This is a genomic window from Planctomycetaceae bacterium (assembly GCA_041398825.1).
In the GTDB taxonomy this organism is placed as follows: Bacteria; Planctomycetota; Planctomycetia; order Planctomycetales; family Planctomycetaceae; genus F1-80-MAGs062.
This window is the reverse complement of the sequence record JAWKTX010000001.1, coordinates 120,718-143,823: the sequence shown is the minus strand read 5'-3', so window position 1 is coordinate 143,823 and position 23,106 is coordinate 120,718. Positions and strand designations below refer to the sequence as shown.

Below are 23,106 nucleotides of genomic sequence, written 5' to 3'. Positions count from 1 at the left end.
ATCAAAACCGGAGACCCACGGAATTGGCGAACCGAATCCGCTGGACCCACGGTTAAGTTTAGGCGGTAAACGAGGGCTGGAGAAGCTGCCGAATGTAATCAGCCAAGAACGGCTGTCAATTCCTGTTGTAGTTCAACGCTGCTGGCGACCAGGATGTCTGGCGCGAAAATGTCAATTGCGCCGCCAGATAGCGTTGTAACACTGCCCCCGGCTTCCTTCACCAGCAGAACTCCCGCAGCAATGTCCCAGGGATGAAGACTCGTTGACCAGAAGGCATCCGCCCTGCCCGCCGCAACACTTGCCAGGTTCATTGCTGCTGAACCGGTCCTTTGTACGGTTTGAAGGCGAGGCAGTGCTGTCAGGAATCTTCGCACAGCTGGATTCGCGGGATCAGCTGCAATCGGAAGACTTGCCATAGCAAAACACTGACCGGCTTCCGTCGTACCGCTCGTGGTGATTGTCTTTCCGTTCAAAGTCGCACCACCGCCTTGGCTGGCCGCAAAAACATCATCGCGCGTTGGGTCGTAGATCACACCAACCTGCAGCTGCTGGTTGGCATAAAGTGCAATCGATACAGCGTAATAAGGGAAGCCGTGCACATAATTTGATGTGCCGTCGAGTGGGTCGATAATCCAAAAGCAGTGATTTCCGGTCTCACCGTCACGACGGTTGAGGCCCTCTTCTCCAAGGAATCCATGGTCAGGGAAGGCTTCGGAAATCACCGAAACAATCGCAGCCTGAGAGGCTTCATCCGCCTCAGTCACCAGGTTAGCCCGACTCTTTTCGCGAACGGAGAATCGGCCAATCCATGACTGTAAGACTTCGCCACCAACTTTCGCAGCGCGAATTGCGGTGCTCAACCACTGGTCCAGAATCACTTCATCAACATTAACGGTCGTCATCTTTGCCTGTCCACTCTGCTTACTGCCCGTCGTCACCTTAAATGAAGTTGGAACAGTAACGAATTCATCGTGCAGGCAATACCCGGAAACGCGGGGCTCATGGGTCATTGCGTCCGCGCGACTGAATTTCAGAGCCGAACATATTGAACCCTTTTGCCTGCAACGGAACATCAATACTCAGCGTTGTCTCCTGAATATCCATCTCGATCGGGTAACCAAGGCAAATCGGCGGTTGAGACTCCGACTCCGCCGTTTCATCCTCGCTTGCGGGAACCGGTCGACTCTCGTAAGCCGTCACCCGAACAGTGTGGCTCCCGAACAGCACCCCTTTGCCACCCTCAAGAGAGGTATCGAATTTTCCATCGACAATTTCAGCAACGCCAGTTGGATTTTCGTCTGAAAGATTTGCCTTGGGAATGAACTCAATCTGCCCATAGACGATTGGTTTCCCGTCGAACCTGACATCCCCGCTCAAATCATTGACCTTGAGACCACCGCCGCAACCAATCGCAATAACGGCAAAAAACAAGAAGTGACACTGCTTAACCTTCATTGGTCAGCTCTCCAGAGAGATTCAGACACGGACACATAATGAAAAAGGGAAGCACCCTGCGAGCGCTTCCCCGAGTTTCGATTCAGAAATGACTACTCTATTCCAGAGTTGCCACTTCACCTCCCCCGATACTGGCGAGACTCTGATAGAGACCGAAGTCAATATTCTCGGAGACGAAGCGGACTGTTCCGTCCCCCATGGCAAACTGCGCACCGCCGGTATGCTGGCTTCCAAACCGGACATCATTGAACAAACGTGTTGCGTTACCGCCCACGTATCCGGATGTCTTGGAGATTGGAAAGGTTACATTCTTGACCGCGTAGCTGGCGCCATTCCCATTGGCGTTACTCGCTCCCTGGGTCCAGGCACGATAACTCTTGTTCCATCCCGCATAGTTTTCGGAAGAGATCTCGCCCATCGCCATTGTGTTTGAAGTGCCATCCGTGACGTCACGGAACTTCAGGTGCTTGTTACGTACCAACAGACCATTCTGAGCAAAGCCACCGTGGTCAGAAGTCGTATTTCCAACGTGTGAATAATTGCCTGAAGCCGGAGCCGGACGTGGACCCTTTGCACCCGCTACGCCGTAGTAATGAATCGTTGTGTAAGTGTGTGCAGTTGCTCCGGAGCCTTCGGTATTCGTTTGATCTGCCGTGCGGGCACTGGGACAGAACTGCAGTGGAAAACGCTGTTCCTTCAGTGTGTAGTTCGAAAATGTCCCATTGACAACTTTGTCGTCGTAGTGCTTGTTGAAATTAAACGCCTGGTACATGCCAGTCTGCTCAATGTATGGCAACAGCCGCACATGGAAACCAAAGTTATTGACGGGGTTTGTGCCGGAGTTGTTCAGGCCCATCGCCCCAATGGGGAATGAGTTGTAAACATCGTGGTAATTATGAAGTGCCAGCCCCCATTGTTTGAGGTTGTTCTTGCATTGTGTGCGGCGGGCGGCCTCGCGTGCCTGCTGCACGGCCGGCAGCAGAAGAGCAATCAGAATAGCAATGATGGCGATGACGACCAGCAATTCAATCAGGGTGAAACCGCGTTTCTGGCGTGCTTTCATGTAATAACCTTTCAGCAGAATAAATGATCCAGTTTCGAACCAGAAAAAATGACAATCAGGGAGCGTTGGGATCGACCGTTTGCCCGGTATTCTGAACTTCGACCGATCCGTTTGACTGAAGCGCAATTGTTTCGGGCGTGATCCCGTCGGAAGTCACTTCTATCTCGATTCCGGAAGTATCGATATCAGAATAGTACCGTGGGGTGATCCATTTGATATTCACCGGATTCGCAGCAGGATCCTCCGCGTTGTACCCTTCGGGAATTTCCTGTTTGTAGATTGCAACCTTGTACTTACCGGTTGGTATACCTTCGGCATCACCATATGCCGCCGGTTTGAACTGGCCGCTTGAGTCGCTCACTGCCCTGGAGGGGCGACCGTACTTATTGTCCGGGTCATCTGAGACAAACTTCATCGCAATGCTTGCACCCTCCAGCGGCTTTCCATCAAGTGTCACCTTTCCAGTGACAACAACCAGAGACGGACGCCCGGAACCACCGCAACCACACAGCAGGAAAGCCGAGAAAGCAAACAAAGAAAAAAACTTCATGCCGGTCTGCACCTTTCCTGATCAGAATTCGCCAAGGACATTCTTGTCGTTCACGTTGAACAGGTTCTGATAGACGTAGTTCCCGCTGGCACCGGATCCACCTGTCACTGGATTGGCGTCCACATTTTCGCTAACGAAACGGACGGATCCATCACACAGCAGCATTTGGGCTCCACCAGTATGCGGGCTCGACAACGAAGCTCGGCTCACAAGAGTTGATGGACTGTTTTCGATGTAGCAGTTGTTGGCAGAATCCCAGGAACCGTCGAATGGTGTGTTCATCGGACACTGGGCGGCAACGATACACAGCCTATTACCGCATACCCTTCCAGCACCCCACACAGCCCCGACAGAGAGCAAAGGCTGAGACATCAACGCCTTCTCACCCATCAACAGAGTGTTTGAAGTACCGTCCACAATATCGTTCCATCGGTAGGACAACGCACCACGTCGTCCACCTGCGTTCGGCTGCGTGAATATCTGATTGTTTCCGGCATACATTGCCGTACCCATGTTGTACTGATACTTGTTCACTTCTTCACCGTTGGCGGATGGACACAAGTAAAATGGCAGCGGCGAGGTGAAGAGTGCCTCAACGGATCCGGCATTTGCGGATGTGTAATCTGTGAGCACAGTCATCGCCTGACGAGGCACCAGATTGCTCTGCCCAACCCTGAGTTGCTCATAGAGATTTGCCTGCTCCAGCTGCGGCAGGATCATTGAAAGGTAGGACCAGTTCTGATTCACTTCCTGGGCATAACCGACGCCACCGGCAACGCAGTAAGGTGGCAGGCAATTATGAACGTCGTAATAGTTATGGAAGGCCAGCCCAAGCTGCTTCATGTTATTTTTGCACTGGCTGCGACGAGCAGCTTCGCGGGCCTGCTGAACAGCCGGCAGCAGCAATGCGATCAGGATGGCGATAATTGCAATCACCACAAGCAGTTCAATCAGCGTGAAACCACGCATAGAATGCTTCTTCATGGGCTCAATCCTTGGGATTTCTGCAGAGGAAAGATGGAAACTAAGAAATTTGCGATAAATCAGTCCAGGCAAACCTGATGCAATTTGCAACAGTAACAAAGGCAGGGACATCCAAACCGACTAATGATTGCCCTGCATTTGCCTCGTAAGACCAAACCTTTTGAATCTAAGGCAAGTTTCACGCCAAACAACCAACAGGGGTTGCCAAAATACCAAAACGCACTGTTGGAAATTAATGAATCTTAACAATCCTGGCCCAGAGATGGTTGATCGCCCGGAAAGATCGGGAATCATGTCAGGAAGCGTTCGTGGATTCACTTGACACGTCCCTATGATGAACCTCCGCGTCCCCGGGCCAAATCCCGGCAACCCCGCCCTTCTGTCGACTTTCGAATCATCCCACCATGAAAAGTCCCGCCCCCGGCGTGTGCCGCCTCCCAAACCTCATTATTCTCGCCATCGTTGTTGCGTCTTTATCAAATGCGGAGGCTCGGTCGGCGGACCACATCAGGGTCTCGTTCCGCAATGAGGTCATGGCTGTACTTTCACGCAGCGGCTGCAATCTGGGGACCTGCCACGGCAGCGCAAACGGAAAGGGAGGCCTGAAGCTATCATTGCGAGGACAGGACCCCGACCTCGACTTCAACACCCTCACACGGGAATACAGTGCCAGACGCGTCAACGTGCTGAATCCTGATGAAAGTTTACTCCTCCAGAAGCCATTGATGCTGGTACCACACGAGGGTGGCCGACGATTCGAAGAGAATTCTTTTGAGCTCTCGGTTCTTCGAAAGTGGATTGAAAACGGCATCCCCTCTGACCATGCAGATGAGCCAACCCTGCAAAGGATTACGACAACCCCTGAGCACCTCACGACTCCCGTGTCTGAATCTCCGGTGCAGATCATTGCCACAGGTTGTTTTTCAGATGGCTCGACCCGCGACATTACATCGCTCGCAGTCTTCGATTCGTCCTCGCTGTCTATGCCAGTCACCAGAAAAGGACAGCTGGATATCAGCACCCCGGGGTTGACAACACTGACCGTGCGATATCTGCATTTGCAGCAGCCCGTTCGAGTGGAAGTTGTCGCTGATCGGCCTGATTTTGAGTTCACATCGCCGGAACCCGCAAACTTCATCGACGAACTTGTCTTTGCACAACTGGAGCGGTTGAAAGTCAACCCTTCTGCTGTCTGTGATGATCGCACATTCCTGCGTCGAGCATGGCTGGATGTGACGGGGCAGCTACCACCAGCATCCCTCGCCAAGGACTTTGTGACATCAGGTGATGCGAACAAACGCAGTGCGATGATCGACCAGGTACTCGCTTCCGATGGTTTTATCGATCAGCAAACGATGCGCTGGGCCGAACTTCTGCGGGCTGAGGAAAAGACACTCGACAGCAAGGGGCTTCAGGTTTACCACCAGTGGATTCGGGAGGCCGTCGCAAAGGAATTGCCACTCAATCAAATGGCAGCAGAACTGATCTCCGCGAGAGGAAGTACGTATGCGGTTCCTTCCACGAATTTCTTCAGAGCCGTCAGAACTTACGAAGATCAGGCTGAATCCACAGCACAAGTGTTTCTCGGCATTCGACTCAGTTGTGCGAAGTGCCACAATCATCCATTCGACCGATGGACACAGGATGACTATTACGGATGGGCAAACTTCTTTGCGCGAATCGACTACGAGATCGTGGAAAACAAGCGTCGGGATAAGAATGACAAGCACGAATTCGTGGGCGAACAGATCGTCAAAATCAAGGACAAAGGTGAGATCAGGAATGTCCGAACCGGCCAGCCTGCTGACCTGAGATTTCTCGGGGAGTCCGAAGAAATGCCGCCGGAAATGCAGGATCGCGATCGCCTTCAAATTCTCGCGGCCTGGCTTAGCGACCCGCAGAATCGTCGCTTCGCCAGAACGCAGGCGAATCGAATCTGGTATCAAATGTTTGGGCGGGGCATTGTAGACCCGATCGATGACTTTCGCGCGACGAATCCACCCGTCAACCCCGAACTTCTGGAGGCTCTGACAGACGAGCTTATCAGGAGTAATTTCAACACACGGCACGTCATGCGACTGATCATGAATTCGCGAGTCTGGCAACTCTCCGCAACCACGAATTCCACAAACCAATTGGACGAAGAGTGTTTTTCCCACGTGATTCCAAGACGATTGACTGCGGAGCAAACCGTCGACGCCATCAGTACCGTACTGGAAGTACCCATCCCGTTCGGCGGCCATGAGCCGGGAACAAAAGCAACTCAACTGGTCGGTGTCCGAAACGGTGAATTCCGGTACGCAAAGCCGGAAGCCGGCGACGAATTCCTGAAACTGTTCGGTCGCCCAAATCGACTGCAAAGCTGCGAATGCGAACGCAGCAACGAATCCACCCTGGCTCAAACGCTTGAACTTGTCAGTGGAGACCTCGTCACTCGTTTGCTGACGACGTCCAAAAATCGCATCTCAGGGTCGCTCGCAGACAATCAGCCGGCCGAAGAGTTTCTTGAGGAACTCTACTGGACCGCCCTGACCCGCCAACCCACAGAAACGGAACTGAAACAACTGGCGGCATTCATCCGGATGCATACAGACCCGTTGCAGGCGCGACAGGACATTACCTGGGCGGTGATAAACTCGAACGAATTCCTGCTGCGGTACTGACAACTCTTCGGATCAGAGTCTTTGATTCCGGCCGGGTAATGTCACGGCCTCAAGTCAGGATTCGCCAACCACGGTCTCGATGGTAATGCCCAGGTGTCGGCATTTTACCCTGAGTGTCGCTCGCGACAGTCCCAGTAATCGGGCCGCCTGAAGCTGATTTCCCTGTGTGTGCCGCAGGACCCGACAAATAACATGACGTTCCATCAGCTTCAGAGTTTCATCGTAAATTGTCTCGGACCCCGATTTCAGCAATTCCGAAACAACGGCATCCCAGTCTGTCAGACTGTCACTTGCCTCCTGATCATGCGACGCTGGCTCATCACTCGCATGAGCCCTCTCAGCCGTACTACTGGCCACGGGCTTCCTTTCCCCCGTGCTGTAAGTCTCCTGCTGCTCGGGATTCAGGATTGTCTCCGACAGGAACACTGGAACCAGAACAGGCCCGGTCGCTTCCAGTATCGCTCGCTTAATAACGCTCTGAAGTTCTCGCACATTGCCCGGCCAGTGATAGCGCTGCAACACTTTTATCGCTTCGGGCGATATGTGCGTGATCTTTTTTCCCAGCTCTTTCGAGAACACCTTACAGAATCGTTCGGCGAGTAATCGAATGTCATCGCCGCGTTCACGCAGCGGCGGAAGATTAATCGTGTAGACATTCAGCCGATAGAACAAATCACTACGAAAGTCTCGCCGAGCAATCATGGTTTCGAGATCGCGATTGGTGGCCGCAATCAGGCGAACATCGGTCCTGATGTTCTCATTCCCACCCACTCGCTCGAACTGCTGGTCCTGCAGCACCCTCAGAACTTTGGTTTGCATCAACGGGGTCATATCCCCGATTTCATCCATGAACAGTGTCCCGTTGTGACACTGTTCGAACTTGCCGATCCGTTTTCTGTCTGCTCCGGTGAATGAGCCTCGTTCATGACCAAACAACTCACTCTCCAGCAGTTGCTCGGGAATCGCCGCACAGTTGATGGCCAGAAATGGTTTATCGCTCCGCTGGCTGTAATTGTAGATGGCCCGGGCAACAACTTCCTTACCGGTTCCACTCTCGCCGCGAATCAGGACCGTTACGTTTTGAGGTGCGACGCGACCAATGGCTCGATAAACCTCCTGCATGGCAGGACATTGTCCGATGAGGATATCTCCCGACGCTTCAGCGTCGTCTCCGCCGGATGGCAAATGCGCTGGTACCCGCATCAATCGACTGGTCTCCGCTGCGGATTCGACCAGCGGGATCAGCGTATCCGGATCGAGCGGCTTCAGAACGTACTCAAATGCGCCAGCTCTCATGGCATCGATGGCCGTCGATGCTGTGCCATGACCGGTCATCAGGATGACAGGGATCTTGGGGTCGAGCGAATGGAGTTTTTGAAACAGGTCCAGACCAGTCATGTCCGGTAGTTTGATATCACAGACCACCACATCAGGAGCCGACGTCTGAAAAAGCTCCACAGCTTCCTGACCGGTCATCGCAGACAGCAGTTGGTATTCAGGCGATGGAAATGCAAACCCGAAGCTTTTCAGGATCAGATCTTCGTCATCAATGACAAGAATTCGAGGCATTACTTATTCTGCTTTCACTCGCGTTCCTGAAGCACTCGCTTCAGGGTTTTTAAAACCAGTTCGTCAGTATACGGCTTTGGGAGAAATGCATTCGTGCCGGCAATGGAATCGGTTCCCTGCTCCGGCTTTCGAAGTCCGCTGCTGGCGATGATTGGAACAGTGCTGTTTACGGCACGTAAATGCGCAATCGTTGCTTCTCCGTCCATCTCCGGCATCATCATATCGATGATCACAGCGGCAAAGCTTTCAGCTTCGTGCTTCCACAGACTGATCACCGCCAACCCACTATTCGCAGTCACAACGTTGTAACCATAGGACTGCAGCACAGCCTCCAGCATTTGCAGAATCGAATCTTCATCGTCAATCAGAAGGATTCGTTCTCCGTGACCTTCCGGTGGAGCTTCCGGCTCCGGCGGGACTAATTCAGAGGCGGGCTCCGATTCCGCTGGCAGCAACACGCTGAATCTTGTTCCTTTGCCAGGTTCGCTTGTCACAGAAATGGTTCCGCCATGACTGGTAACGATTCCCATGCAGGTTGCCAATCCCAGCCCGGTGCCTTTCCCCTGCTCCTTTGTTGTGAAGAACGGATCGAAGACCTTGTCAATCAGTTCCGGAAGAATGCCCTGGCCCTGATCGATGACGGTAATCTGCACATACCGACCTGACCTCAAACCAGACGTACGCGGAGAGGTTGTCTTGCTGTCCGCATCCACGGTTGCATTCGTTGCTTCAAAAACTACCTGGCCGCCATTCGGCATGGCATCGCGCGCGTTGATCGCCAGATTCATCAGCACCTGAGATAGTTCGGTGGCATCACCGCGAACGGGCCAGAGCACCCCGTTCAGTTCTACCGAAACACGGATTGTCTTAGGCAGGGCATGAACCAGAATAGCTCGCGCTTCTTCGAGAAGCTCGCTCACATTGATTGACTCACGCGGGCCCGTCGTCCCCCCCGCGAATGCCAGCAACTGGCGAATCATCGCTGCACCGCGTTCAGCGCTGGTTGAGATGGACTGAATAATCTGCAGTCTTTGAGGATCCGTTGCTGTACGCTTCAGAAGTTTAGCCCCCATTGTAATCGGAGTCAGAACATTGTTCAGATCATGGGCAATCCCGCTGGCGAGCGTGCCGATACTGGTCAGCCGCTGTGAACGCCGCTCGATTTGCTGTCGATGATGCTCTTCTGTCACGTCAATATCGATGACAAGCTGGGATACGGGCTCCTCATCGTCGCCAACGATCAGCGAACGGCGGGATTCGATAATCAATTCCCGATCGTCACGTGTTCTGACCACTCGATCCCCGTGCCAGGCCCCATGGGCCAGCACCTGCTCACGAATCACTCCGTCTTCCTCATCATCCGCGCTCCGCAGCAATGCAAACGCCTGCTGACCAACAGCCTCCTCAGCAGACCAGCCGTACAGTTTTTCTGCTCCTTCATTCCAGAACATGATTCGCCCATCAAGATCGCGAACATGCACAGCATCCCTGATGCGGGCCAGGATGGCATTCTGCTCCCGAATTCGCATGCGACCAGTTTCCCGTTCGCTGACGTCCTTCAGAATCACCGTAAACAGCGGGCCGTCATTGAGCATCGTCCGTGAAACACTCGCTTCCGCCGGAAACTCCATCCCGTCAGCTCGCAATCCCCGAATCAGCCCTCCATCCAGAATGCGTTTTCGAACCACACGGTCGCGAGCGAAATTCTTCATGTGCGAGGCATGCAGCGATCGGAAACGTTCCGGGATCAGCAATTCCAGAGGTTGCCCCAGCATTTCTCGTTCTCGTCGCAGAAAAATGTCCTCGGCCATGGGATTCATCATCACAACTCGCCCATCGCTGTCGACTGATATCACGGCATCCAGCGCAGAATCCACAATCGCCGTCATGCGTGCCTGTTGAGTTTGCATGGCTTCAACCGCATGAGCGCGCTGTCGCCGTTCAATATTCGTTGTGATGGCAGCCGCAACAAACGTGCCGATACTGACCATAAGCCCAAGACTTATCAACACAGCATGCACAGCCTTGTGATCCGAAACTTCCTGGTGCAGCTGCTCCAGACGTTCATCGATGTGCAGCAGGAACGCTGCGATCATCTCTCGCAACTTGTGCATCAACAGCCGCCCCCGGTCCGTCTCAATGATCTCTCTCGCCAGCAAAAAGCCCTCGTCGCCTTCCACTTCGCGACGCTTGGTAATGGTCTGCTCGAGGTCCTGATGTCGACCTTCAATTAATTCTGACAGGGTCTGCAGTTCTGCTGCACTCATATTGCCGCTGTCTACGAATTTCTGCAGCTCCGTCAGGTCTTCCATAGCCTTGTTGACACCAACGTGATAGGGCTCCAGATAATCATCATTGCCAGTAATCAGGAAGCCGCGTTCGCCCGTCTCAGCATCTTTCAGTGACGAGAGAATATCTTTCAGAATCTTGCGCAACTCATACTGGTGGAAGATCTCATTACTGGTCTGCTCCGCCTGCGCACCCTTGCGAATGGCCAATCCGCAAATCACAGAAACAATGATCGCCGCGACAGTCAGAGCAATTGTGATCCAGTTAAATGAACGCGGATTCATCTTTGAAAGCCAGTAAGAACGAATGAAGGAGAAGTGTCCGACTGAAAAGGATTGTCTCTGAAAGGATAAAATGTGACCACCATGCAGCAATCCAACAGAAAAGCTTTCCTCCGATCCCTTCGCCCCGGCTCGGTTACACAACGTGAAACACGAGGTGCACAAACTGCGCCGCAGTCTTTCTGAGTGATGAAAGCGCGGCCTGATCAAATCCACGCCTCGCCGATTCGCGGTACGCAAAATGCCCAATCGTGCCATTGAAGCCAGGCTTTGTAACAAGATCTGGCGTTTCAGGATTTCCCAATTGCGCCCGGAGCGATGCCATGCCCGCATCCACTCTCACCCCCTCTGATATGAAAACAATACGGCAGTCACTGGCGGAAGCACAGAACGACTGGACAACTCGCGTTGCCCCATGTCTGATTGCGCTCACCGGTACCAGTCTGGCGGGCATGCGAGCATCTTCGGCCCTGTGTATGGCACGAGCCACCCGTGGAAAAGAATCGAATGCGTGGTACCGAGCCTACGAAATGCTCCTGGCAATGGAACAGGATGCTCTCGAAGCTTCCATGTCGGGCCAACGGGCTGTTGCAGCCCTGGAGCACGGAAACCTGACGCTCGCACGAATTCTGGCAAATCATGCCGCTTCACTGGAAAAACACTGGCATGCAAATGCCGGTTGGCAGGAATTTGCGGCGATTGTCTCCAGAATCACTCAATCCGAGATTTAGTCAGACGGCCCGTTGAAGAAGGAACCCGACGCGCCTGCGAGGGGTTCCTGTCCTTTGAGGCTTGTGCGAATGCCACACTTAAACGCCTCCGGTTTCTTTTCGTCTTGTTTCTCAACGGCCTGCCGACGTGGCTATTTCATCACCAACCGTGCGCGTTTGTTTTCCAGCAACTGACTTTTCATGGCAGCCGAGTCGTAACGCGACGATAACATTTGCGGGCCAGTCTGGCCTGAATCGTGACCCGGCGGTGCTCCTCACTATGGAGCATTCAGCGACTTTCTGTTCGTCACGACTGATCAAACGGGGGGAAGGGATTCCGGGATGTTTGAATGCCGATTTACGGGACGCTGCGTTCGATTCGTGAAACCCCTGGCTGCGTGGACGATTTTAAGCTGGCTGGGAATTGCCGGTCTGACGTCTCAATCCATGGGGCAGGATCCGCAGTCACTGTTCGGTAACCCCGTCGAATCGCCTGTAGCTTATCCCGTCCTCGCGCCTGTCAGCGAAAATGCCGAAGACTCCATCGAAGCTCGATTCCGGCAGATGCAGCTGGAACTGGACGAATTGCGAGCCTCGCTTAACGATACCCGCCAGCTCGCCCTACCGAAGGCCGCAGTGCCAGCCCCGACAGTTTACCCGACAACAAAAGTCACAGGATTCTTTCAAGCCGACGCAGGTTGGTTCCACCAGGACGCCAATAGTCTTGCCATGCCCCAGATCGGGGATGTTCAGGACGACCGTGGATTCCGACGAGCTCGCCTGGCCGCAACAGGCAAAGTTGCAGATAACGTCAGCTACATGCTGGAAATGGACTTTGCTTTCAATGGTCGACCTTCGTTCATGGATGTCTGGATGGACATCAGCAGCGTTCCCCTGTTCGGAAATGTTCGCATCGGTCAATGGCGACAACCATTCGGTCTGGATGAACTCACCAGCGTGAAAGAACTCACGTTTCTGGAACGCCCGCTCATGTTTGGAATGGCTCCGTTCCGCCAGACTGGTATCGGCTTCCACGATACATCGTCCGATCAGAACATCACGTGGGCCGGTTCCGCCTTCGGAACGAACACGGATCCCTGGGGTAACAGCGTGGGAGATCGAGGATACGGCGGAGCGGCCCGGGTCACAGCCGTCCTGCTGGAAGATTCCAGCCAGGATTTCCTGATACACGGAGGACTTGATTACGCCTGGTTAGCCACTCCGAACAGTCAGATTCAGTATCGAAACGTCCCTGAGTACGGTGGCCCCTTAGCAGTTCCCGGCAGTGTTCCTTTCTTCGTGGATACCGGTATGCTGGCAGCAGAAAATGCCAACTTGTTCAATGCCGAACTAGCCGCCACAAGTGGTTCATGGCACGCCCAATCCGAGCTGCGATATTCCATCGTCAACACAAACGGCTCTGGTTCAGCTGTGTTTCCGGCATTCTACGCGCAGACCGGCTACGTTCTGACTCGAGAACATCGCCCCTACAACAAAGCCGCCGGAACACTGGCCCGAATCAAACCCAACCACCCGGTTGGTGCGAAATGCGGTGGTGGCGTCGGCGCATGGGAGCTTGCATTCCGTTACTCCATGCTTGACCTCAACGACGGAGCCATTAATGGTGGCGAGATCACAAATCTGACCTACGGTGTGAACTGGTATCTGAACAACTTCACCAAACTTCAGTTCAACTATATCGATTCCCACCTGAACCGCGCCCCGATCGGCGACAGCCACACTGACATCTTTGCCGTTCGAGCCCAACTGGACTTCTAATCCACCGCCCTTCAGTCAGCGTGCCGAATCACCTGGGTTGTGCAGGAAAACTCAGGTTTTGTCAGGGAAATCCGTGTGCGCGGGAATCAAAGCGTCCGGCATTCGCCCAGTCACAGTTCGGAGCGGACCGGCACTCGCAGAATGTGAGATACCGGAAAGAATTGTGATCAATCTTCCCACAATTACCTTTGCTCACGACGTAGGCATGGCATACACTCGGAGCACTGGTCGGGCTCGGAGTTCCTGAACCTTTACCTCCATGGCCCCGAGAGCATGCTGAAGCATCGCACTCAAAATCTTAGTTTGCTGCTCGTCCTGCTGCAGCTGATTCTCCCGGTGGCGTCTCCGTGGCTGCACACCGTCGTGGACGGATCGTTTTGCGCATCGAATGCAGAACACCCGGCTCCGACGTGCTCGTGCCATCATCATCCGCACGAATCGGATTCAGATTCTTCGAGCCCTGACGAACCAGTGGATTCGCACCACGATTGCTCGGATTGTGCAATCTGCCAGGCCGTTTCGGCTCCACGCACCCCGACCGTACTGTTCGAGCTTCCAGCACTGGCAGAACAGACGGGCTTCGTTGGCGTGGCAGAGTATTCTGGCCCCGTGTCTGTCTTTCGCGTCCCTGCACGCGGCCGCGCTCCGCCAGTTGCCTGATGTACAGCGCGGCGTTCGAGCCCCGTCAGCCTGACATCATTCCCCCCGGATGGCCACTTCGCCATCACGGAATAAGCTTCATCGCTTTGCAGAGAATTGTCTGCCAGAGTAAAGGCTTCCAGGGATTGAAATCGTCGACTGCCTGGCCGTGAGTGCGCATTCGCAAATTCAACTGCGGCCTCCATGGGGTGCATCGCGGTTGATCCACGCGATGAACACTTGCCCGTTGTAGACCGTTCGAGTTTGCCTTCAGCGATTCTGAAATCGCAATAAGCGGACTTTCTTTGGCCTGCTTCCGCCACCGCGGGACCTGCTCCGATCGGTCACCCTCACTGCACTACCCTGCCCGACTTTCTGCTCCCACCGACGGGAGTCATTGGGTTCGCGCTGGGTTCGTTCCTGATTGACTTATGTATTCATCTCGTCGCGGACTGCGACGTGCTTCATACGGGTCCGACCAGTCCGTGCACGAAGCAGTCGCGACGAGGTGTTTGCCACAGCGCATTTTCGCCACTACCAACGAATTCAAACTTCATCCCGGATAAGAGTTATGAAAATTGTTTCCAGAAATCGCCAGGGTTTCACACTGATCGAACTCCTGGTGGTCATTGCGATTATTGCCATCCTGATTGCATTGCTGCTGCCTGCCGTACAACAGGCTCGCGAGGCGGCCCGAAGAACTCAGTGTAAGAATAACATGAAACAGCTGGGCCTTGCCCTGCACAATTATCACGACGTCCACCTGACGTTTCCACCGGGCTGGATCGCCGTTGATCCCGTGACGCGTCAACACAGTGCGCATGATGGTGTGAATGGTGCGGGCTGGGGGACAATGATTCTGCCGTACATGGAACAGTCCGCGCTTTACAGCCAGTTCAATTCCAACCTGGCGATACATGACACGGCGAACAGTGCGTTTATCAATAACGTGCTCCCAGCATGGCAATGCCCTTCTGATCCCAAACCGGATCGCTGGCAGATCGAAGAAGAAGGCAGTCCGGGCACGGTGCTGGCCGAACTTCCCACCGCCAACTATATCGGTGCGTTTGGCACCGAAGAACTGGACGGCTGCGAAAACGCTCCCGGAACGGCTCCGGTCAGCTCCAGCGGTCAGTGTCGCGGCGATGGAATCTTTTATCACAATAGTCGAGTCCGCATGCGAGACATCACTGACGGAACGACCAACACCTTCATCGTTGGTGAACGGCGTACGGATACACAGCTCGGCTGGTACTCCACCTGGCCCGGTATGGTGGCCGAAGGGGAAGAAGCCTTCCAGCGCATTCTGGGTTCTGCCGACCACGTGCCCAACGATCCACACTCGCACTTCGATGATTTCAGCAGCTTTCACACCGGCGGTGCTCAGTTTGTTCTGGGAGATGGATCGGTGCGATTCATCAGTGAAAACATTGACGAAGGACTCTACCAGTCGCTGGCCACAATTCGCGGCGGCGAGGTGGTCGGAGAGTTCTAAGAAGCGACATTCTCTTCCGCGCCAATCAGGCGTTTAGTTTAGCTTAGCAGCCTGTTGGAAAACGGGACTGGCTCGAGCAGGAGACCTGAAAACACGACGGTTTCCAGTCGTCCTGGGTGCCTGTCGCGGTTTTTCAACGGATAGCTAGGCTAGCCCGTGGCCGACAGGCCACGTTGCACGCTGCCAATTTGAACCAGCCAAGCCTGTCGGCCACGGGTTCAACATGGCGTCAGCTCTGCATTGGTGCTGCCGAACTGATTACGGAATCATTCATGGAATCGGACCACTGTTCATCCAGTCGATCGTTACTCGAACCGGGCCTCCTGTCGCGGGTGGGTCGGACACTGTCGATGGACTTCTGCCCATCGCTGAATCGCTGGGTGTACTGGATGAAGAATCCGTTTTGGCTGCTGGTGCTGGCGGTTTCGGGGTCGGTGTTCTGCGGGGTGTTCCTGAATCCGTGGACCTTTGTTCTAACGGCGCTGTTGCTGGCGGTTGTTGGCGTCGGCACGCTGCTGCCGTGGCTGGCGATGCGCGGCATTTCGTGTCAGGTGATGTTTGATGTGCGGCGAGTTCGTTTCAGCGAAGCGGCGCTGGTGCGTTTGCGAATTCAGAATCGCTGGCCGCTGCCGGTTTGGGGACTGTCGCTGATCAACGGGTTCGCCTCAGGGCCGGTGGCGACCCAGCAGCAGTTGAGCGAAGGGAATGAAGGCATTGCTTTCGCCCGAGTCTCCGGTTGGTCAACCATCGAGTACTCATGGCCGTTCGTGCCTGTTCGCCGAGGACTCTACCCAATTGATGGTGCGGCTGAAGTGGAAACGTCGTTTCCCTTCGGACTGTTTCGAGCTCGCCGACGCGCCTTTGTGGAAGGGCAACTCATCGCCTGGCCCGAAACGGTTTCTCTGATCGGCATGCCGGACGCTGCCGAATCGCAGTCCATCGACGATACGTTTTCCGATCGGCGAGTCGGCGATTTCGGCGACGTTCTGGGAACTCGTCCCTTCCGCGAAGGTGACAGTCTGCGGCGAGTCCACTGGGCTCAGACCGCTCGTCAAAAGACTCTGATCGTCACCGAACGCCAGGCTCCACTGACCACTTGCGTCCGAATTGTGCTGGATCTTTCTCCACAGAGTCATCCGCCGGAAACGCGCGAAGCCACTGTGGAACACTGCGTTCGCATTGCCGCCAGCCTCTGTGATTCGCTGCACGCACAGCATGGTCGAGTTGAGTTGCAGCTGGGGGACCGGCTTTTGGTGGCTGACCGCAGCAGCTCCGGCCTGCAGCGACTGATGGATGCTCTGGCGGTTGCCAGTCTGACTGACACGAAGTCGATTTCACCCGGGAGCAATGGTCGTGTATCCCATCACCGAAGTAACTTTCAGATCAACGTCACGACGTCTCGCGGTCAACAAGCGTTCGTCAGGCATCAGATCATCGTCGTAGCAGACATCCCCGGTTTATCTGTCCAACTTGAAGACCATACGACAGCCAACTCCGCATGGATCACCAGCCGGACCACAGAACCGCTGAGCCACTTCGCGACAGCGTGGAGAAAGGTGATCTCATGATGAATGGCTGCGACCGAAATCCTGGACGGAATCAGAACGCATGGAACAGGAGGCAGTAGAGAATGCAGAGTTCACAACACCGCCGTTCTCTGTTCTCTCCGAGCCCTCCTTTTCAAAAAATCGCGATGGCTGTTTCTCTCGTGAGGCCCCACCCATGACAAGAGTTCGCAGTCGAGTGCTGACATCTCGGCGACGTGGGCGGACGGGCGATCATCCTGTTCGTGACGCCAGTATTTCGGCAGACTCGCCCAAAACAATCATCACCAGCCTGCGGTTGCACGCCATCTGCGTGATTGCGACTCTGATTGCAGCCAGTATCTTTACGCTTACCGAACACGACGACCATCGGCACACGTTTTGGTGTGCGTTCGAAATGATTGTGCAGACGCTTCTTGTCATTGTCGGCACGATCTTCTTTCGTACCCGCATTCACCTGCTGCACGATACTTCGGTGGTGCAGCCCATTCTGGTGATGGTGGTCACTCTGACGCTGCTGTGCGAACCTTTCCAGCGGTTCTTTCTGGGGCACGGGCACCCGTTCGAAGTCCTGGTCATGCACAGCCAGGGCAACCTGATGCTGGCTCTGGCTGTGTGTGGCTTTCGTATCACCTTTCAACGGCTTGCCATGCTGATTGCCGTCTTCCTGACGATCTTCAGTTGCACCGTTTCCAATGCGACCGGTCTGCTGCCCCTGACTATTCTGTTTGCGATCGCTTGTCTGACCTGGCTGGTTGCGTCGTGGTGGGAAACCGTGAATTGTCGGCTGGTGCGAACCGGGAAGACTCAGCGACCACTGGTGTGGCTGGGAATCTCTGTTGCCGCGCCGATGCTGTTGATGCTGTCCGCAGCTGGTTTCGGAGCCAACACGGTCACCACGGCATTGAACGGCTTTATGCCGTCGTCAGGCGGTACCGGTCAGTTCGATCCGTTTTCGCGTGGCGGTGTGAAAGACGGTGATGCTTTGGTGGCTGGCAACGAGAACGTGAAGAGCTTTGCACCGCTGGAAGACGCACCATTCATGGACAGCGACAAACCCAGCCTGTACGACATGTTTAACGACATGTTCGATGAACCGCCGAAGATTGTCAAAGACCAGCAGCGAGCCGTCGCACTGCCGCCGGAAGATCTTCTGCACGTACACCAGAAGATGGCGGAAGCCAAACAGGCGGGTCGCGAATTCAGCCTGCTGCGCAGCGAAAAGAAGGCCGATCGCAAACGCATTCGTGATCTGGAAACTCACGCGGCGTTCTATGTGGCTGGCCGAGTACCCGCTCGGTTTCGCATGGAAGTGTATGAACATTTCGATGGAGTCACCTGGTATCCGCTGAGTGATTCCGATCCGGATTCAGAGACATCTCGCTGGACGAAGATGAGAAAGATTGAAGACCGGCACTGGCTGAGCATCCCGCTGGCCGGACGCGGTTTCGAAATGCACTCAGGATCCGACACTCACAGTCTGAAGGTGGCCAACCTGCAGGGCAACGTCATTCCCACTCCACCCGGAACTGTCGGTGTCAGTATCGACCGAATTGACCGCGAAGACATGTTCCACGTTACATCCACCGGAGTCGTCACATTACGGCGGAAATCGATTCCGGAAATGACTCCCATTGCTGTCACGTCCGAATGTGTGGTGCGAGCCCGCATCGCGGAAAACTCATTGATTGCCAGTCTGCACCGTGAGCCATCTGTGACGACAGCGTTGCCGGAAGGGCTCGAAACCGACCGCATTCGACGGTTAGCAGAAGAGTGGACCAAGGGGCTGCCACGCGGGTGGCCGCAGATTGCCGCGATTGAAGCTCGCCTGCGCGGACATGCCGTAGTGGATCGTGAAACGAAACCCGCGGATGATTGCGAATCGCCTGTGGCCGAATTTCTGTTCGAATTGCGACGCGGACCTGAATATCTGTTCGCCAGTTCTGCAGCCAGTATGATCCGTTCGCTGGGCTATTCCACTCGACTGGTCAGCGGCTTCTACGCTCACCCCAAAAACTACGACAGCCGCAAACAACACACAGCCGTTTTTGCTCGCGACGCCCATTTCTGGTGCGAAGTTTTCATCGGCAGCGACACGTGGGTCACCGTGGAAGCGACTCCCGGCTACGAGATCCCCGGGCCACCACCGACGCTGTTCGAACGCCTGATTCAGTCTGTCCGACAGCTCTGGCTTGCGGCGGTGGAGAGAGCGGTGCCCCTGACGGCTGCTGTCCTGCTGATCAGCCTGCTGATCGCACACCGACGCACGATTCGCGAGCGCCTGCGGACGTGGCACTGGCGTTGGCTGGCGAGTGGAACCGTCGAACAACGAACGCTCCGTCTGGCAGCACTCATTGACGAACGTCTGCACCTGGCTGGCCAACCCCGTCCACGCGGCACCACACTGCTGCGCTGGTCAAGACGTGCGGGCCTCAGTCATGTCCACAAAGCACTGCTGCAACTGGCGAATCGTGCCGATGCGAGTCGCTACGCCCCAACGATTGACGATTCATTGTCCAAAACCTGCTCCGAAGCGCAAGTGAAGGAACTTCTGCTGCTGGAACATCAGCTAAGCCTCCGCTCACTGCAAAGACCGGAAGCAACCACTTCAGCACAACCAACGCTCGCAACAACATAATCACAGCTCGTTTAACCCGATGCCGCAGGCGAGGTCCCCGCATCGCCTGCCTGGAAGCCTCGCCGATGGCATCGGGTTAAACGATCTGGATGAGGAAAGTCACTGCCAACATGACAACGACGTTAGAACCTCAACAACCACGTACCTCCGACATGCTGACCTCAATCGATGGTATCCGCCAGCGGCTGAACACAGCGCTGAGAGGCAAGCAGGATGTAGTGGAGATGGTGCTGGTTTGCCTGCTGTCACGAGGGCATCTGCTGCTGGAGGACAAACCGGGGCTGGGCAAGACGACTCTGGCCAAGGCTCTGGCGTCGGCTATTGGCGGTGACTTCGCGCGAGCTCAATGTACGCCCGATCTGCTGCCCAGCGACATCACCGGCTTTAATATCTTCAATCAGAAATCGCACGAGTTCGAATTCCGTCGCGGTCCTGTGTTTTCAGACGTTCTGCTGGCAGATGAAATCAATCGAGCCACCCCCAGAACTCAAAGCGCGCTGCTGGAAGCAATGGCCGAACGGCAGGTCACCGTGGATGCTCAGCGTTTCGAACTCAGCTCGCAGTTCTTCGTCATCGCAACTCAAAATCCCGTTGATCAACACGGCACGTATCCGTTGCCGGAAGCTCAACTGGATCGATTCGCCATGAAGCTCAGCGTCGGTTACCCGGAACCTCGCGACGAGCTGCAGATGCTGCAGGCAGCCGTCAGTGATGACACAGAATCTGCAAAACAGCATGAGCCGATTTTGAAGCAGGGCGAACTGGCCGAATTGCAAAACGACGTGCAGCGTCTGCATGTCGCCGAAGTGGTTCAGGACTATCTGATTCGCATTGCCACAGAGACGCGGCGACATCCGAGTATTGCGCTGGGGCTCAGCCCACGTGGACTGCTGACATTACAGCGTACCGCGCAGGCACAGGCATTTCTGGCAGGACGCCGCTTTGTCACACCCGACGATGTTCTGGATGTGGTTGTTCCGGTGCTGAGCGTTCGAATCGGCCTGGAACCCCACGAAGCGGCACGAGTCATCCAGGAAGTCCTGGAAACCGTACCGGTACCGGAATGAACATACGTGACCTCTCATCGTTTAACCCGATGCCGCAGGCGAGGCGGCTTCAAACCTGCGGAAGAGCCTCGCCTACGGCATCGGGTTAAACGAAGTGCTGCGCATTTTTTGGGAAACCACAATGATGAACCCTTCGGTCAAACTGACGATGACGCTTCTGCTGCTGTCTGCCCTGTCCGGCTGTGCAGCCTCCGAGCATGCGGACGTTCACGACGACGATCATCACCTGGAACACTTTGTTCCTCATCATAAGCCCGCGAACTTTGCGGTAGCGGTGGAAGAAGTCGAACATCGCGCTCAGCACCTCAGCGAACATGCCGGGCACGGCCACGACGATGAAGCCGAGGAATTCCAGGAGCTCATTGATATTGTCAACTGGATTCCGGAACTGGCGGCCGACAGTGATCTAAACGAACCCGACTGGAACACAGCCAACTCCGCTGCTGCAGTTCTGGCCAGGACTCTTCAGTCTCGTCAATCGAAAGACGGCAGCCTGAACCTGACAGATCTGCCCAACGCGGTCGCCACGGAGCAGAACACACTGGAATCCCTGATTGCAGCCGCCGGAAAACCTGAACCCGCAATGCACCAGGACCACGACCACGATCATCATGAGCACGATCACTGACAACGCCCGTCCCTGGCCGAATTCGTTGAACCCGATGCCGTTCAAAATGTAGTGGGAGTCGCCAGACTTCCCCCCATAGGCACAGGGACCTCTGGCGAGATCCACTACATTGTTCCCGTTCGCTGAACGGTATTGCCGGCCTGCGGCGTCGGGTTAAACGAGCGTGGATTCTTTTTCTCTGACACGCCCACGACCACAACGGAATCCCCCAACATGACCTCCATGATACTCTTCGGCTTTGCTGTTCGCCTGATGCAGTCGCTGGCCCAGGCGGCTCCGTTTATTCTGACAGGTTTTTTCATCGCGGCCGTTTTTCGGCGATTCATTGGCTATGAAAAGCTGCGACAGGTGTTCGGCGGGTCAGAGATGTCGTCGCTGTTCAAAGCGTGGGTGATCGGTATGCTGCTACCGGTGTGTTCGCTGGGCGTCATCCCGGTCATCGTGGAAATGCGTCGAGCCGGCATCAAGGGCGGAACCATTCTGGCCTTTGCCATGTCGGCTCCGTTGTTTAACCCGCTCTCGCTGTTGTATGGGCTGACACTAAGCGAACCGCTCGCCATTCTTTCGTTCGCGGCGTGTTCCCTGGTGATTGTGACGGTCGTGGGCATGATCTGGGATCGTATTTTCCCAGGCAGTGAACTGACCGGTATTCCGGACGAATCCGTGCACTACGGCATTCGCCGCATGGCGGCTCTGGGAGTTTCCGCCAGCAAAGAAGCAACGGGGCAATCGCTGAAACTGGTGGTGGCCGGACTGATAGGAGTTGGTCTGCTGGGAGCCGTGATTCCCCATTCATCGCTGCAGCATCAGTTCAACCACGACCAGCGGCTTGCTCCGCTGAAGATGGCCGCCCTGGGAATTCCAGTGTATGCCACGCCGATGCTGGCCATGTCGCAGATGGGCATGATGTTTCAGCACGCCAATTCGATTGGAGCCGCCTTTGTGCTGCTGGCTCTGGGAGCCGGAATGAACCTGGGCCTGATTGTCTGGATGCTGCAGGAATATGGTATCAAACGCAGTGCGGTGTGGATGAGCACCCTGCTGGTGGTTGTGGTTGGCCTGGGCTACGCGGTTGACAAGCCTCTGTTTCCAAAGGACGTTGATCCGGCCAATCACACTCATGCCTTTGACATTTACGCACAGCCATTTTCCGGATCAGCATCCTTCGCACGGCTTGCCACGCAGTCTGCAGAAAAGCTGAAACGTGACATTCTGCCTTACGAATGGTACAGCCTGGAACTACTGGCCCTGCTGATGATGGCCGGATGCGTGGTGCGACTGGTCAATCGATCCGGCCGCATCGAAGCCTGGATTGCTGAAGTGCCTGAACCAACAGCAACCGGCCGTCTGGATGTCGTTGTTCCGCCGCCTGTCCTGGGTGGCCTGGCATTGCTGGGACTGGTGCTCTTCAGCGGAGTCGGCTGTTACGCCTACTATCCTCCAGCCAGTGAAGTGTTCGAAGAAATCGACAGTGCTCGGGTGAATGCCCTGTCGCCGGGCAGTGTGTCTCACGTCGTTTATCACATCGACGCGTACCAGGAATGGACCCGAAAACTGGAAGTCGGCACCTTTCTGCGAAGTGGACAACTGACCGACTATCAGCGCTGGAAGGCCAGACTTGTGCGAGAACACCTTGAGATGCTGAAGCACTGCGTGGAAGACGGTGAACACGACGAAGCACGAGCCTGGGTGTCCAAAATCCAGCGCAGCCATCGTCGCATGCGAACGGCATTTCTTGTTGAGGAAGGCTGA

The 23,106-nt window shown here is 55.2% G+C and carries 17 protein-coding genes; 9 read left to right on the top strand and 8 right to left on the bottom strand.

Annotated features, from left to right (window positions below; genetic code table 11):
• Positions 1-98 precede the first annotated feature (98 nt).
• From R3C20_00545 to R3C20_00525, 5 genes are all read right to left on the bottom strand, one after another.
• Positions 99-1,010, bottom strand: a complete 912-nt coding sequence (locus tag R3C20_00545) for an inositol monophosphatase family protein (GenBank protein ID MEZ6038960.1) — start codon at positions 1,008-1,010, stop codon at positions 99-101.
• Positions 1,000-1,455: a hypothetical protein gene (locus R3C20_00540; GenBank protein ID MEZ6038959.1), complete on the bottom strand. Its 456-nt coding sequence runs from the start codon at positions 1,453-1,455 to the stop codon at positions 1,000-1,002. The genes R3C20_00545 and R3C20_00540 overlap by 11 nt, the downstream gene beginning before the upstream one ends.
• 97 nt (positions 1,456-1,552) lie before the next feature.
• The gene (locus tag R3C20_00535; protein MEZ6038958.1) at positions 1,553-2,518 is read right to left on the bottom strand and encodes a DUF1559 domain-containing protein; all 966 of its coding nucleotides are present in this window, start codon (positions 2,516-2,518) and stop codon (positions 1,553-1,555) included.
• Between the two features lie 55 nt (positions 2,519-2,573).
• A complete protein-coding gene (locus R3C20_00530; protein ID MEZ6038957.1) occupies positions 2,574-3,068 on the bottom strand; it encodes a hypothetical protein in 495 nt (164 codons plus the stop codon).
• A gap of 21 nt (positions 3,069-3,089) precedes the next feature.
• On the bottom strand, positions 3,090-4,052 hold the full coding sequence (locus R3C20_00525; protein MEZ6038956.1) for a DUF1559 domain-containing protein: 963 nt from the start codon (positions 4,050-4,052) through the stop codon (positions 3,090-3,092).
• A gap of 404 nt (positions 4,053-4,456) precedes the next feature.
• Between R3C20_00525 and R3C20_00520 the strand changes: the two genes are divergently transcribed.
• On the top strand, positions 4,457-6,715 hold the full coding sequence (locus R3C20_00520; GenBank protein MEZ6038955.1) for a DUF1549 and DUF1553 domain-containing protein: 2,259 nt from the start codon (positions 4,457-4,459) through the stop codon (positions 6,713-6,715).
• 54 nt (positions 6,716-6,769) lie between these two features.
• Here R3C20_00520 and R3C20_00515 read toward each other — a convergent pair whose 3' ends face one another.
• Both R3C20_00515 and R3C20_00510 read right to left on the bottom strand, forming a co-directional pair.
• Complete coding sequence (locus R3C20_00515) at positions 6,770-8,284, bottom strand: sigma-54 dependent transcriptional regulator (protein MEZ6038954.1); 1,515 nt, start codon at positions 8,282-8,284, stop codon at positions 6,770-6,772.
• A 14-nt stretch (positions 8,285-8,298) separates the two neighbouring features.
• On the bottom strand, positions 8,299-10,857 hold the full coding sequence (locus tag R3C20_00510) for a CHASE3 domain-containing protein (GenBank protein ID MEZ6038953.1): 2,559 nt from the start codon (positions 10,855-10,857) through the stop codon (positions 8,299-8,301).
• A 320-nt stretch (positions 10,858-11,177) separates the two neighbouring features.
• On the opposite strand from R3C20_00510, the gene R3C20_00505 reads away from it, so the two are divergent.
• Together R3C20_00505 and R3C20_00500 are read left to right on the top strand one after the other, a co-directional pair.
• Positions 11,178-11,585, top strand: a complete 408-nt coding sequence (locus tag R3C20_00505; GenBank protein MEZ6038952.1) for a hypothetical protein — start codon at positions 11,178-11,180, stop codon at positions 11,583-11,585.
• A gap of 321 nt (positions 11,586-11,906) precedes the next feature.
• Complete coding sequence (locus R3C20_00500) at positions 11,907-13,343, top strand: porin (protein MEZ6038951.1); 1,437 nt, start codon at positions 11,907-11,909, stop codon at positions 13,341-13,343.
• 425 nt (positions 13,344-13,768) lie between these two features.
• Here R3C20_00500 and R3C20_00495 read toward each other — a convergent pair whose 3' ends face one another.
• Positions 13,769-14,197 carry a hypothetical protein gene (locus R3C20_00495; GenBank protein ID MEZ6038950.1) on the bottom strand — a complete coding sequence of 143 codons (429 nt, stop codon included), beginning with the start codon at positions 14,195-14,197 and terminating at the stop codon, positions 13,769-13,771.
• A 356-nt stretch (positions 14,198-14,553) separates the two neighbouring features.
• On the opposite strand from R3C20_00495, the gene R3C20_00490 reads away from it, so the two are divergent.
• From R3C20_00490 to R3C20_00465, 6 genes are all read left to right on the top strand, one after another.
• Positions 14,554-15,477 carry a DUF1559 domain-containing protein gene (locus R3C20_00490; GenBank protein ID MEZ6038949.1) on the top strand — a complete coding sequence of 308 codons (924 nt, stop codon included), beginning with the start codon at positions 14,554-14,556 and terminating at the stop codon, positions 15,475-15,477.
• 389 nt (positions 15,478-15,866) lie between these two features.
• Complete coding sequence (locus tag R3C20_00485) at positions 15,867-17,045, top strand: DUF58 domain-containing protein (protein ID MEZ6038948.1); 1,179 nt, start codon at positions 15,867-15,869, stop codon at positions 17,043-17,045.
• Positions 17,046-17,199: 154 nt separating this feature from the next.
• On the top strand, positions 17,200-19,659 hold the full coding sequence (locus tag R3C20_00480; GenBank protein MEZ6038947.1) for a transglutaminase family protein: 2,460 nt from the start codon (positions 17,200-17,202) through the stop codon (positions 19,657-19,659).
• Positions 19,660-19,769: 110 nt separating this feature from the next.
• Positions 19,770-20,726, top strand: a complete 957-nt coding sequence (locus R3C20_00475; GenBank protein MEZ6038946.1) for a MoxR family ATPase — start codon at positions 19,770-19,772, stop codon at positions 20,724-20,726.
• Between the two features lie 121 nt (positions 20,727-20,847).
• Positions 20,848-21,354 carry a hypothetical protein gene (locus R3C20_00470; GenBank protein ID MEZ6038945.1) on the top strand — a complete coding sequence of 169 codons (507 nt, stop codon included), beginning with the start codon at positions 20,848-20,850 and terminating at the stop codon, positions 21,352-21,354.
• A gap of 213 nt (positions 21,355-21,567) precedes the next feature.
• A complete protein-coding gene (locus R3C20_00465; protein ID MEZ6038944.1) occupies positions 21,568-23,106 on the top strand; it encodes a permease in 1,539 nt (512 codons plus the stop codon).